Here is a 12,289-nt window from a genome sequence, read left to right on the forward strand (position 1 = left end):
ATCTGCTCTTCCGTAAATCTCTGCTTCTTCATTCGTCCGTCCTTCGTCAGGCCGAACTCTAATCAAGTCTGGAGGAAATTCTCAGTGGCAGGTCAGGCCTCCATGCGAGGCCGCACCATGACAGATAACACGCGGTCTCGCTGCCAGCCAACGAAAGGGCAGCACATGACCGAACGTTTCACCGACACCCTGAAGCAGGCCAGTGAGCCGACCTGGACGAAGGCGGTCGAGCACCGCTTCGTCGCCGACCTGTTCACCAGTGCGATCTCCGACGAAGTGATGGCCTCATACCTCGTCCAGGACCATCGCTTCCTCGACAGTTTCCTGACCCTGCTCGGCGCAACCATCGCTACCGCCGACACGTTCGAGGCCCGGGTGCGCTTCGGCCGCTTCGCCGGTCTCATTTCCGGAGAGGAGAACACCTATTTCCTGCGGGCCTTCGACGCGCTCGGCGTGACGCAGGAGCAGCGCGCGACTATTGCGGACATGGAACCGACGAAAGGCTTTCAGGCGATCATGCGCGAGGCCGCCACAACGCGCTCCTACGCGGCAGCGCTTGCGGTCCTCAACGTCGCCGAGTGGCTCTATCTCGATTGGGCGTCGCGCGCGCAAAAGCCCCTGCCGGAGAACTTCGTTCACGCCGAATGGATCACGCTCCACGACAGTCCCGACTTCCGCGACTTCGTCGCCTTCCTGCGCGCTGAGCTGGACAGGGTCGGGCCAGCCGAGGCCAGGGTGAGTCAGGATTTCTTCCTGCGCGCCGTAGCGCTTGAACTCGCCTTCTTCGACGCGGTCTACGTGACTGGAGCGTAGGCGCATGGATGTCTTCGATCGCCTCGTATCGGCAGCCGTGCCTGAATGGAATAGCTACGTCGACCACGCCTTCGTGCGGCAACTGGGCGATGGCACGCTGCCGGAAGCGGCTTTCCGCACCTATCTCGTTCAGGATTATTTGTTCCTGATCCAGTTTGCCCGCGCATGGGCTCTCGCGGCCTACAAGAGCCAGACCATCGCCGACATCCGCGCCGCGCAGGTCGGGTTCGCCGCAATCCTGAACGAGACCGAACTGCATGTGCGGCTTTGATGCATCTGTCACGCGCAACAGCGCGCTTATTGAAGCATTCTTTCAACAACTGCGGGTTCTTGCGCGCTAGGTGGATTGCCTGCTGAACAGACATATTAAAGCCTATTAGGGATTAAGCAGCAGACACCCAAGCTGGCTGCGTTTGGGCGGTCGTCAATAAGTCTTCGAACGCTTGAGCTTCCAGTGGTCGTGCAAAGAAATAGCCCTGCCCTTCGTCGCAGCCCATGACGCGCAGAAGCTCAGCAGCTTCTAGAACTTCAATTCCCTCTGCGACGACCCTGTACTCCATCTCATGGGAAAGCTTGATCATAGAGTGCACAAGCTTCTGCTCCCGCGAGCCATCACCAAGCGCCTGGATAAAAGATCGGTCGATCTTGATCACGCTGACGGGAAGTCTTTGGAGATAGGAAAGGCTGCTATAGCCGGTCCCGAAGTCATCGATCGCAATCCCGATTCCATTTTCTACCAGCTGATCGAGCTTTTGGAGGATTTGTGCGCTATGTTGCATCAACGAACCCTCGGTCAGCTCGATCTCAAGTGCCTGATGCGGAAGTTCGTGGGCTGCGAGGCTGTTGATGACCTCACCTACAACGTCTTCCTTAAGATTGCTGGCTGCGAAGTTCACAGAAAGCTTGGTGCTCATCCCCTGTCTGTACCATTTGCCCAGTTGCCTGCACGCAGTCGCCAGCACCCACTTTGTCATCGGCCAAGCAAGCGCACTGTCCTCAATGACGGGTACAAATTCTCCAGGCGAGATGTCACCGAGTTCAGGATGCCGCCAACGCAGCAGCACTTCCGCCGAGACGATTTCACCAGACGCCAGATCGACGCGAGGCTGAAAGAGAATGCGAAGCTGTTCTTGATCGTTCAGGGCGGCCTCAAAATCGTTCAGGAGCCGAAATTTCCTGCGGTAATCGCAATCGTGGCTGTCGGAGAACAAGCCGACAGACTGTTCAGCTGCTCGGGTTTCTTGCACCGCGCTCGACAGTGCCCTGAGGCAGTCGCTCGGTGACGTTGAATTGAGTTTGTATGGGGTCATGGCACAGACGGGTGTCACAGCGTACTTGATCTCGGCCCCGACAAGCTCTGAACCGAGAAGCTTCAGTAGGCACGCCCTGTAGCTGTCAGCATCGACGCTAGGAGGAGCTAAGAAGATGAACTGCATCGGAGACACATGGTAAACCGCGACCCCCGAACCCAGGAATATCCTCATTGAGCGTGCAGCATCCCGAATGACTTGCTCATAGGCGGCAGGCCCCATGACCGCTGACAGCCGCTCCATCTGATGCGGCTGCGCAACGTCAAGCGCTACAGCAACCCTTTCATCATCGGGCGTCGCTCGAGCGAGATCGCTCATGTCATCGCTAAACTGCATGCGGTTTGGGAGGCCGCTGATCGGGTCGATCCGCCCAAAGGCGTGTTGCAGCTCAATTTGCGACATAACAAGTGAAGCAAGGTCCTGCAGGGCAGTCCTTTCGGCCTCCGTGCTCTTCCGTGGTTCCCTCCCCAAGACACAAAGGGCGCCTAGGCAATATCCTTCACGCGTCACGAGTGGCGCTCCCGCATAGAAGCGAATACCGCTCACCCCGAGCAGGCTGTCACAATAGCGGCTATCGAGCGCGAAATCCTCGATCACCAAGAAATCGCACGAATCCGCTACTTCGGCGCAAGGCGCTTTTTTTCTTGGAATGGTATCGTGATCGACGCCCACCTTCGATTTGAACCACTGCCGGTCAGTGTCCGTGAGCGAAACGGCGGCAATAGGAAGCTGAAAGATCTGGCCTGCCATTCGCGTGATGCGGTCGAAGCTTTCGCTTGCAGGCGTATCCAGCAGATTGAGGCTTTTGAGCGCATCAAGGCGCTTTTGTTCATAGTCCATAAGATCAGCGTCGCTCAAGAAATGGTTGAACTTCTCCTAACGCAGCAAGCTTACGGAATAATTAAATGAGACTTTAAAAGAGATGGTATGGCAGTTTGTCCAATACCGTCCCGTGATCTTCACGCTTTGGAGCTCCGCTCGGGACGGGTAGGTACATTTACTTACGTCTACACTGGCTGCAACCATCCCGGCGTTCCTAATTTATTAAGAGAACTAGGCTAGGATGGAACGAACTGCACCTGGCGGAAACCAATCACTATGGCAAGCTTTCTGAGCTCTAACTCTGCTAAAATCCTCGACGCCTTGGATCTTTCCTTCGCTGTGATCGAATTCGATGTCGACGGCAAGATTCTCAAGGCGAACAAGAATTTCTGCGACCTGATGGGATATTCCGAAGCGGAACTGCTCGGTAAGCACCACCGCATGTTCCTGGATGCAGATTATGCCGGATCTTCCGACTATGCCTCCTTCTGGAACAAGCTGCGAGGTGGTGAATTCATCTGCAGCGAGTTCACCCGCCTTGCCAGAGGCGGAAAAGAGATCTTCATCCGTGGAAACTATAACCCGATCAAGAGCAGCTCGGGCAAGGTTCTGAAGATCGTCAAGTTCGCCAACGACATCACCCAGACCAAGATGCAAGGTATCGACACGGGCGCAAAAATTGACGCCATCTCGAGAGCCCAGGCCACGATCGAGTTCAAGACGGACGGGACGATCCTTTCCGCCAACGAAAACTTCCTGCAGGCACTCGGCTATTCCCTGTCCGAGATCGTCGGCAAGCATCACAGCATGTTCGTGGAGCCCGGCTTTTCCGCCAGCCCTGAATATGCTGATATGTGGCGCAAGCTGAACGCGGGAGAATTGGTTGCTGGCGAGTTCAAGAGAATGGGCAAAGGCGGCCGCAACGTCTTCATTCAGGCATCCTACAATCCCGTTTTCGACTTCAAGGGTCGCGTCATCAAGGTTGTAAAATTTGCCACCGATGTCACCGCCCGCGTCGAGAACGTGGAACGCTTGGCCTCCTCCCTGACGAGAATGGCATCGGGCGACCTGTCGCAGAACATTGAAACACCCTTCATCCCATCGCTCGACAAGCTGCGCCGCGACTTCAACGCAGCCTCTGCCAAGCTGCGCGAGGCCATGACGACCGTGATGACCAATGCCGAAACCATCTCGGCCGGAGCGCATGAAATCCGCACCGCCGCCGATGATCTGGCAAAGCGAACCGAGCAGCAGGCAGCCTCTGTCGAAGAAACCGCAGCCGCGCTCGAAGAAATCACCACGACCGTCAAGGACTCCAGCCGCCGTGCCGAAGATTCCGGCCAGCTGGTCGGCCGCGCCAAGGCGCATGCCGATCATTCCGGCCAGATCGTCAGCGAAGCGATCGTTGCGATGGACAAGATTAACCAGTCCTCATCCGAAATCTCAAACATTATCGGCGTGATCGACGAGATTGCCTTCCAGACGAACCTTCTGGCGCTGAATGCCGGCGTCGAAGCGGCACGCGCCGGGGAAGCGGGCAAGGGCTTCGCCGTCGTTGCCCAGGAAGTCCGCGAGCTTGCCCAGCGCTCGGCATCGGCTGCCAAGGAGATCAAGACACTTATCACCGCTTCCGGCACGCAGGTGGCAAGCGGCGTTACCCTGGTCAGCCGGGCGGGCGAAGCTCTGCAGGAAATTGCCAGCAACGTGCAAGATATCAACAAGGACATCGGCGCCATCATCGAATCGGCACGCGAGCAGTCGACAGCGCTGAGCGATATCAATCGGGCCATCAACTTGGTCGACCAGGGCACACAACAAAATGCCGCTATGGTCGAAGAGCAGACGGCCGCTAGCCACGGACTGGCAGAGGAGGCCAAAGCTTTGTTTGCGCTTCTGGACCAATTCCAGTTCGACGGTCGCGCCAGAGGATATCAAGTAGGTGGGAACACCAATGCCAACAGGAGCATCCCTCAGCGTACCGCTCCGAAATTCGCCACACATGGAAACGCGGCCGTGAAGGTCGAGTGGAACGAGTTCTGACAGCTGAACATAAAGCGGTCGCGCGTCGCAGATATCCTAATTTTGCAGCGGTGCAAGCGTCGGAGTAACATATCGAGCAAGATCTGGGTTTTCGCGACAGTCCCTTTGAGTATGGCTGCCGCTGGCAACTGTCCAAATACCCTCAAAACCTACCGAATAACGGAACTTACGCATGAAATTCGGGTCGCCCGGCCGTCTGATGCTCCGATACTAGCAGCCATATCAATCGAAGTTTGGCTCGGGACTTATATCCGGCGGGGAGTGAACGCCTTTTTTGCAGAATATGCGCTGAATGAGTTCACATCGGACAAGCTCAGAGCGCTGCTCGAAGATCGGAACGAGCATGTTATCGTGTCAGAGAACGAAGACGGCCTTGATGGATTCATTCGCGTTAGCCACGGAAAGGCGGAACCCGTCGCGAACTGTTCTTCCATGGAAATATCCACCCTTTATGTGCAACCCCGCCATCATGGTAGGGGTCTTGGAAGGTTGCTCTTGGAGCAAGGGCTGACTTATGCGCGTAATGTCGGCAGTCCATCGGTCTGGCTGACAACCAACTCTGAAAATGGTCATGCCATAGCCTTCTATCTGAAGCAGGGCTTCGAGAAAGTTGGTACCACGAACTTCCGCATCCAAGATCAAGCCTACTTGAACGATGTGTTCAGACGGATGGTCTAGCTGCGAAGGGCGCATGTCGCGGAAATCCTAACATTCGCGCCGCTTTGACGGGGCGGACTGATCATGGCAAGGTAAGCTTATGATCTGAACCGCGCCGGGTTTGCCGGAGGCTCCAACTTCTGAGAAAGTGGAGCCACCATGAGCAAGACAACGAACAAGTTTTCACCTGAAGTCCGTCAGCGTGCCATCCGTATGGTGCTGGACCACGAGGTCGAGCATCCATCACGCTGGGCTGCCGTTTCATCTATCGCTGCCAAGATTGGCTGCTCGCCAGCCACGCTGCACGAATGGGTCAAGAAGACCGAGGTCGATAGTGGCAAAAGAACAGGCCTGCCGAGCGATGTCGCCGAGAAGATGAAGGCTCTCGAGCGGGAGAACCGCGAGCTTCGTCAGGCCAACGAGATTTTGCGCAAAGCTTCGGCCTATTTCGCCATGGCGGAGCTCGACCGCCCCTTCAAGCGATGATTTCGTTCATCGACGAACACCGTGGTGTGTTTGGGGTCGAGCCGATCTGCAGACTGCTGCCGATCGCCCCGTCAACCTACTACGAGAATGTCGCCAAACGTCTGGACGTGGATCGCCTGTCGATCCGCGCCCGCAGCGATGTCAGCCTGAAGATCGAGATACGCCGTGTCTTCGAGCAGAACTTTCGTGTCTATGGCGTTCGGAAGGTCTGGCGGCAGTTGAAGCGTGAAGGCTTCGATGTAGCCCGCTGCACTGTCGCCAGACTTATGAGGTCGATGAGCCTGCAAGGTGTTATTCGGGGAAAGCCTATCCGCACGACGTTCTCGGACAAGACGGCTCCGAGCCCGCTTGACCGCGTGAACCGCCAGTTCAAAGCCCCTGCGCCGAACAGGCTGTGGGTTTCGGATTTTACCTATGTCGCCACTTGGCAGGGCTTCGTCTACGTGGCCTTCGTGATCGACGTCTTCGCTCGTCGCATCGTCGGCTGGCGGGCGAGCCGGACGGCACACGCAAGCTTCGTCCTCGATGCGCTGGAGCAGGCACTTCATGATCGGCGTCCTGCTCATGGCGGTGGCCTTGTGCATCACTCGGATCGCGGCGTTCAATACGTGTCCATTCGCTATTCCGAGCGGTTGGCAGAAGCCGGTATAGAGCCATCTGTCGGAAGCGTCGGCGACAGCTACGACAACGCCCTCGCAGAAACGATCAACGGTCTTTACAAGGCCGAGGTCATTCATCGACGTGGACCATGGAGGAGCTTCGAAGCGGTCGAGTTCGCTACCCTGGAATGGGTCGACTGGTTCAACCACCGACGCCTTCTGGAGCCCATCGGAAACATACCGCCAGCCGAAGCCGAGGAACGCTACTACGCCATGCTGGACGAACCAGCCATGGCCGCATAACTTAACCGAAATGGCCTCCGGCAAACCCGGCGCGGTTCAATCAGCTTCGTCATCATCGCATAATCACTTCCGCGAGGGCCTTCGACACCTTCGGAACCAGAATACTGCCTCTAAAGGGAAGCAGCATATGCGATTGGACGAATATGAAGCTCAACATCCATTTTCTTGAAGCCGAGGGATTGCTTGCTCCCTGGTGCGCTGTATTGCAAGCGCAGGCCGACGCGGTTGTTCATCGCATCGACAAGATCGTGCCACCGATATTTCGGCAGCGCGCGATCGACGTTGTCATCCAGTATCTTCCGGATGAGACCATTCCCGAACTCGGCATTGGCGGATCGTGCTTTCGGCGCGGGCTCGTAACGATCAACCTCGATCCGGGAGCCCCCGGCTTCGATGATCGTCTGGCTCAAGGCATTTTCGGCCGCACGCTTGCTCATGAGCTCCATCATGCAATGCGATGGGATGCCTGTGGGTATGGGCTATCGTTGGGCGATGCCTTCGTGACGGAAGGACTGGCAGACGTATTTTCGGAAACGGTCACCGGCGTTTGCGCTCCGCCTTGGGCGAGCGCATCGATCAATGGGGATTGGGCGGCCCTTCTCGACCAGGCGGAACAAGAACGGGACAATCAGGACTACGATCATGCGGCCTGGTTCTACGGCACTGACGAATTGCCGCGATGGGCTGGCTATACCATCGGCTATCGCCTGGTCCGTCTCTACGGCCAAGTCAACCCGAAGGCCGCTGCAACTGGCATGGTCGACACCTCGCCATCTGCGGTTCTCGCATTTTGGGCTGCGCTCAAGGCGAGTGTTTTAGCGACGAGGTAGCCCTGCCATTTCAGTCGCAAATTTCTGTCGCGAAATATTGAGTTTTGCGTCTGACTTTTGCGAGTGCGCCGGGAGACCGGCAAGGAGTATATGGTGCAAGTCCATTTCGGTGAAGGATTAGCGACCCACACCGGCCCCGAGCCATGCGCTGACGTCCGCGAGGACGGCGGCGAAGCGTCGGTAGGGGAATGCATAGGCCAGCCATTGAGCCGCGAAATAGTCATGGTTCCGGGTGCCGACGTTGTTTGCAAGACGGAAGGCAATACGCACGAGCACGCTATCGCAAGTGCTCGGACGACCCGGCGTGGTCGCAGACCCTGGCATGTGCAGACGCTCCTTGTACGGGAACCGGGAGATCTCATGCCCGGCCGAACGTGGCTGATGCCACGTGCGGTCCGCATCGGGAAGGCGAGGAGCCGTAGCCGATGATGAACGGACATGAGAAGTCAGACTCGGCCATAGTAGCTGTGAACCCGACGAACAATACCGGAGAGCCGGTGGCGGAGCCGGGGGAGCTAAGGGCCGGGACCAAGGGGAACGCGAACGAGCAAAGCACGCGCCGGGCTCAGGACCGGGAAAGTGTGTCACAGGCGCTCGAACGCGTACGGAATGCCGCAAGGCAAAGGAAGACGGAGCGGTTCACCGCCCTGTATCACCACATCACCCCGGTTGGGTTGAACGACCGGAAGGTGAACTACATACTGGACGCCGATATCCAAGCGTTTTTCGATGCGGTCGACCAAAATTGGCTGGTCCGCTTCCTGAACCATCGGATTGGCGACCAGCGCATCATCCGCCTGATCCAGAAATGGCTGAAGGCGGGGATTCTGGAAGATGGGGTGGTCACGGTTAGTGAGACGGGGACTGGACAGGGCTCGGTGGCATCGCCGCTCCTGGCCAACATCTATCTGCACTACGTGTTCGACCTGTGGGCTGCCCGCTGGAGACGGCAGAAAGCCAAGGGCGACATGATCATCATACGATACGCCGACGACATTGTGGTCGGGTTCCAGTATGAGAACGATGCCCGCCGCTTCCGGGAAGCGATGCGCGAGCGACTGCAAGAGTTTGCGCTGTCGTTGCATCCGGAAAAGACCCGCCTGATCGAGTTTGGCCGCTTCGCAGCGGCTCAGCGCGGTAAGGTCGGACTCGGCAAACCGGCAACCTTCAACTTTCTTGGCTTCACCTTCATCTGCAGCAAATCCCGCCGGGGTAAATTCGTCGTCAAGCGGCGAACCAGACGGGATCGCATGCAGGCGAGACTGAAGGAGATAAAAGAGGAGTTGAGACGGCGACTGCACCAGCCCATTCCTGAACAAGGGAAATGGCTGAGGCAGGTCGTTACCGGTTTCTTCAACTATCACGCCGTGCCGGACAATGGTGCGGCGCTGGCGGTATTCCGTCACTATGTCACTGATCTATGGCGGCGGTCGCTCCGACGACGCAGCCAAAAGGATAAGATGACATGGGTGCGGATGAAGAAGCTGGCTGACGACTGGCTCCCAAAACCGCTTATCCGTCATCCTCGGCCCGGCGAACGCTTCGCCGTCAAACACCGGAGGTAGGAGCCGTATGCGGGAATTCCGCACGTACGGATCTGTGCGGGGGGCGCTCAGTGATGGGCGTCCCTACCGCGATCAAAATCCGAGGGAGAACGGATGCTCAAAATTCGCCCGGCAGAAACCGCCGATCACGAGGAGATAGTCCAGCTCTGGCACCAAGGCTGGCACGACGCGCATGCTGACCTCGTGCCTACTGAAGTGCTGGCGTTTCGGACCAAGGACCACTTCACTCTCTGGCTGAAGGAGACGGAAGACGCATTTTTTGTAGCGACCGATGACACTGGCGTGCTCGGATTTGTCTCCGTAAAGGGGGCTGAGGTCGTCAAACTCTACGTCAGCAACCGCGCTCGTGGGACCGGTGCAGCCCACGTGTTACTCTCATTCGCGGAAAAACTTCTGCGTGACGCAGGGATAACAAAGGCGATGTTACTCTGTACGGCAGGCAACTTCCGAGCTGAGCGATTCTATAAGCGGGAGGGATGGGACCTTTCTCATTCCTTCGAAGATGCACTTTGGACGCCAGAGGGCGACAGAAAGAAATTCATCGTATCGACACATCGCTTTGAGAAAGATCTGAAGCTCGCCCCCTAATAGCACTGCGCGAAAGTCAGGATTTTCACCACCGTCTTTTGGCGGCCAACGACCGAGTAGGTCCGAAAACAGCCGCTCTCTGTAGAATGCCGTTCAATTCCTGGCGTCGTCCAACTGTCATTTTCGTGGAGCATTCTGCGATCTGCGGTGGTTGATCGTGGCCAACACTTGCCGCACCTTGATGCGCAAGATGGGGGTGCGGATGCTGATCATCGATGAGATACACGCCATGCTGACTGGGACCTATCGGCAGTAACGGGTCTTCCTCAATGTCATTCGCTTTCTCGCAAATGACCTGAAAGTTCCGCTGATTTGCGCCGGCACGGATCTGGCTCGCCAGGCGTTGTTGACGGATCCGCAGCTTGCGGAGCGGTTCGAGGCCTTTCACCTCAAGCGCTGGTCCAATACGCAGCAGCTTGCACAACTGCTCGCAAGCCTCGGGAGCATCCTTCCTTTGCGTGAGCCGTCGCAGCTTGGCTCTGCGGCGGTTCGGCGCAAGGTGCTGGACATGACCGACGGCGTCACAGTCCGGATTTTTCGGCTCATCGAGACCGTGGCGGTTGAAGCCGTCCGGACTGGTACGGAGGCAATCACACTGGACAGTTTCGACGGTGACAACCTCGTGCTGCCACTCGTCGCTATGGCGCGACGATCGGAACGCCGCCTACAGCAGCAGGCAAGTTCATGAGACATGTACGGCTGCTGGCCGTCGCACCTCGTCCCTGTGACGACGAACTTCTCAGTTGTTGGCATTGGCGGGTGTCGAGCCATTATTCCATCTCACCCCAGCAGGTCGAAGACTGGATAACCAAGTCCTCCGGCGGCCAGCACCCTAGTTTCTTCAGCCGCGACTTCCATCCCGATCGAGCCGCAAGTCGATCATGGGCGCTTGCCTGCCGCCTGCAGCAAGCAGATTTGGAGCGACTGTCTCTGCAAAGTACCGAACGCAGCAGGGCCTCATTCGTGAGCGATCCCGAGAGGTGGCTGGGTTTGTCTGAACAGTTTCGGGCGTTTTGCTAAGTGGATTTTCGCCTCGATTATGCCGCCACCATCATGGGTGCCAGCGCGTTGAAGTAGGCCTGATCCGGCGTCTGCCGGTCAAGGGATGAATGTGGGCGTCTGCTATTGTAAAAGGTCAGATATCGGCCAATGCCGACGCGGGCCTCAGACACGGTCTTGTAGGCGTGGAGGTAGACCTCCTCGTATTTGATCGACCGCCAGAGCCGCTCGACGAAGACGTTGTCGCGCCATGCGCCCTTGCCATCCATCGAGATGGCGATCTCAGCTTTCTTCAGCACCGCCGTGAAGTCCACCGAGGTAAACTGCGAGCCCTGATCCGTGTTGAAGATGTCGGGCTTGCCATAGCGGGCGAGCGCTTCTTCGATCGCTTCGATGCAGAAGGCCGCTTCCATCGTGATCGACAGCCGCCACGACAGAACCCTTCGGCTGAACCAGTCCACGACGGCGCAGAGATAGACGAAGCCGCGAGCCATGGGGATATAGGTCAGGTCCATCGCCCAGACATGGTTGGGCCGGGTGACCGACAGCTTGCGCAAGAGGTAAGGATAGATTTTGTGCCCAGGTGCCGGTTTCGACGTGTTCGGGCGGCGGTAGATCGCCTCGATGCCCATCTTCTTCATCAGCGTGGCGACGTGCAGCCGCCCAGTTTCCAGCCCGTCGGCCCTCAAGAGCCCTTGCAACATCCGACTTCCGGCAAAAGGGTAGTTGAGATGCAGTTCGTCGATCCGCCGCATCAGGGCGAGATCGCCTTCAGACACTGGACGGGGCAGATAATAGATGCTGCCACGGCTGAAGCCGAGAAGCCTCGCCTGGCGTGCGACCGACAGTTTGTGCTCGCGGTCGATCATTTCTTTCCGCCCAGCAATCCCGCCTTGCCGAGCGCACCGGACAAAAAATCGTTCTCCAGTGTCAGTTCGCCGATTTTGGCGTGCAGCGTTTTGACATCGATGGTCGGGCCCGCCGGTTCCGCCTTGGCTTCATCGCCGAAAACACCCGTCGCCCCCTCAAGGAGCTGGTCTTTCCACTGTTTGATCTGGTTGGCGTGCACATCGAACTGTTGGGATAATTCCACCAGTGTCTGCTCACCCCGGATGGCGGCGAGCGCCACCTTTGCTTTGAAAGCCGGGCTGTGGTTCCGGCGCGGTCGTCTCGTCATGGTATCTCCTGTTCCCGGCATCTAAGCCGAAGTCAGGCAGAATTTCCACTTATCCCCCCTGTGCAGATTTCCCGAGCCAGCTCTCCGTTCATCCAGGGCG

Annotated in this window: 10 protein-coding genes, 2 pseudogenes and 1 other annotated feature; of the genes and pseudogenes, 9 read left to right on the forward strand and 3 right to left on the reverse strand. The window is 57.6% G+C overall.

Translation table 11 applies throughout. From position 1 onward, the window contains the following. Positions 1 to 165: 165 nt before the first annotated feature. Together C8J36_RS19660 and C8J36_RS19665 are read left to right on the forward strand one after the other, a co-directional pair. Positions 166 to 813: a TenA family protein gene (locus C8J36_RS19660; RefSeq protein WP_132537064.1), complete on the forward strand. Its 648-nt coding sequence runs from the start codon at positions 166 to 168 to the stop codon at positions 811 to 813. Between the two features lie 4 nt (positions 814 to 817). Then, positions 818 to 1,081: pseudogene (locus C8J36_RS19665) on the forward strand (thiaminase II); the annotation flags it as partial. Positions 1,082 to 1,196: 115 nt separating this feature from the next. Here the strand turns inward: C8J36_RS19665 and C8J36_RS19670 are convergent. Continuing rightward, positions 1,197 to 2,981: a sensor domain-containing phosphodiesterase gene (locus C8J36_RS19670; protein ID WP_245506642.1), complete on the reverse strand. Its 1,785-nt coding sequence runs from the start codon at positions 2,979 to 2,981 to the stop codon at positions 1,197 to 1,199. A gap of 240 nt (positions 2,982 to 3,221) precedes the next feature. Between C8J36_RS19670 and C8J36_RS19675 the strand changes: the two genes are divergently transcribed. The 4 genes from C8J36_RS19675 to C8J36_RS19690 all read left to right on the forward strand — a co-directional run bounded on the left by C8J36_RS19675 (position 3,222) and on the right by C8J36_RS19690 (position 7,860). Further along, a complete protein-coding gene (locus C8J36_RS19675) occupies positions 3,222 to 4,985 on the forward strand; it encodes a methyl-accepting chemotaxis protein (RefSeq protein WP_132537065.1) in 1,764 nt (587 codons plus the stop codon). A gap of 111 nt (positions 4,986 to 5,096) precedes the next feature. Further along, on the forward strand, positions 5,097 to 5,663 hold the full coding sequence (locus tag C8J36_RS19680) for a GNAT family N-acetyltransferase (RefSeq protein ID WP_132537207.1): 567 nt from the start codon (positions 5,097 to 5,099) through the stop codon (positions 5,661 to 5,663). 138 nt (positions 5,664 to 5,801) lie between these two features. Beyond that, a protein-coding gene (locus tag C8J36_RS19685) for an IS3 family transposase (RefSeq protein WP_132537066.1) occupies positions 5,802 to 7,030 on the forward strand; the annotation gives its coding sequence in 2 pieces (ribosomal slippage) (positions 5,802 to 6,096 and positions 6,096 to 7,030; 1,230 coding nt in all). Then, positions 6,083 to 6,199: a sequence feature (AL1L pseudoknot), on the forward strand. (Overlaps the previous gene by 117 nt.) Before the next feature lie 143 nt (positions 7,031 to 7,173). After that, the gene (locus C8J36_RS19690) at positions 7,174 to 7,860 is read left to right on the forward strand and encodes a DUF2268 domain-containing putative Zn-dependent protease (protein ID WP_132537067.1); all 687 of its coding nucleotides are present in this window, start codon (positions 7,174 to 7,176) and stop codon (positions 7,858 to 7,860) included. Positions 7,861 to 7,977: 117 nt separating this feature from the next. On the opposite strand, the gene C8J36_RS25035 is transcribed toward C8J36_RS19690, so the two are convergent. Further along, positions 7,978 to 8,184, reverse strand: coding sequence for a hypothetical protein (locus C8J36_RS25035; protein WP_165915115.1), 207 nt, complete (start codon positions 8,182 to 8,184; stop codon positions 7,978 to 7,980). Positions 8,185 to 8,285: 101 nt separating this feature from the next. On the opposite strand from C8J36_RS25035, the gene C8J36_RS19700 reads away from it, so the two are divergent. From C8J36_RS19700 to C8J36_RS25645, 3 genes and pseudogenes are all read left to right on the forward strand, one after another. Next, positions 8,286 to 9,425, forward strand: coding sequence for a reverse transcriptase domain-containing protein (locus C8J36_RS19700; RefSeq protein ID WP_165915116.1), 1,140 nt, complete (start codon positions 8,286 to 8,288; stop codon positions 9,423 to 9,425). 93 nt (positions 9,426 to 9,518) lie between these two features. Further along, positions 9,519 to 10,013 carry a GNAT family N-acetyltransferase gene (locus C8J36_RS19705; protein ID WP_132537068.1) on the forward strand — a complete coding sequence of 165 codons (495 nt, stop codon included), beginning with the start codon at positions 9,519 to 9,521 and terminating at the stop codon, positions 10,011 to 10,013. A 157-nt stretch (positions 10,014 to 10,170) separates the two neighbouring features. After that, positions 10,171 to 10,701: pseudogene (locus C8J36_RS25645) on the forward strand (TniB family NTP-binding protein). A gap of 349 nt (positions 10,702 to 11,050) precedes the next feature. Here C8J36_RS25645 and C8J36_RS19720 read toward each other — a convergent pair. Then, positions 11,051 to 12,189 (reverse strand): IS3 family transposase gene (locus tag C8J36_RS19720; RefSeq protein ID WP_165915117.1). Its coding sequence is split into 2 segments (ribosomal slippage): positions 11,051 to 11,931 and positions 11,931 to 12,189, totalling 1,140 coding nucleotides; the frame shifts between segments, so codons are not numbered across the junction. Positions 12,190 to 12,289 lie beyond the last annotated feature (100 nt).

The organism is Rhizobium sp. PP-F2F-G48 (assembly GCF_004342335.1).
Lineage (GTDB): Bacteria > Pseudomonadota > Alphaproteobacteria > Rhizobiales > Rhizobiaceae > Ferranicluibacter.

Coding starts and splice junctions, on each gene's coding strand:
- C8J36_RS19660 (WP_132537064.1), top strand. CDS start 166: ATGACCGAACGTTTCACCGACACCCTGAAGCAGGCCAGTGAGCCGACC.
- C8J36_RS19675 (WP_132537065.1), top strand. CDS start 3,222: ATGGCAAGCTTTCTGAGCTCTAACTCTGCTAAAATCCTCGACGCCTTG.
- C8J36_RS19705 (WP_132537068.1), top strand. CDS start 9,519: ATGCTCAAAATTCGCCCGGCAGAAACCGCCGATCACGAGGAGATAGTC.
- C8J36_RS19680 (WP_132537207.1), top strand. CDS start 5,097: ATGGCTGCCGCTGGCAACTGTCCAAATACCCTCAAAACCTACCGAATA.
- C8J36_RS19690 (WP_132537067.1), top strand. CDS start 7,174: ATGAAGCTCAACATCCATTTTCTTGAAGCCGAGGGATTGCTTGCTCCC.
- C8J36_RS19700 (WP_165915116.1), top strand. CDS start 8,286: ATGATGAACGGACATGAGAAGTCAGACTCGGCCATAGTAGCTGTGAAC.
- C8J36_RS25035 (WP_165915115.1), bottom strand. CDS start 8,184: ATGCCAGGGTCTGCGACCACGCCGGGTCGTCCGAGCACTTGCGATAGC.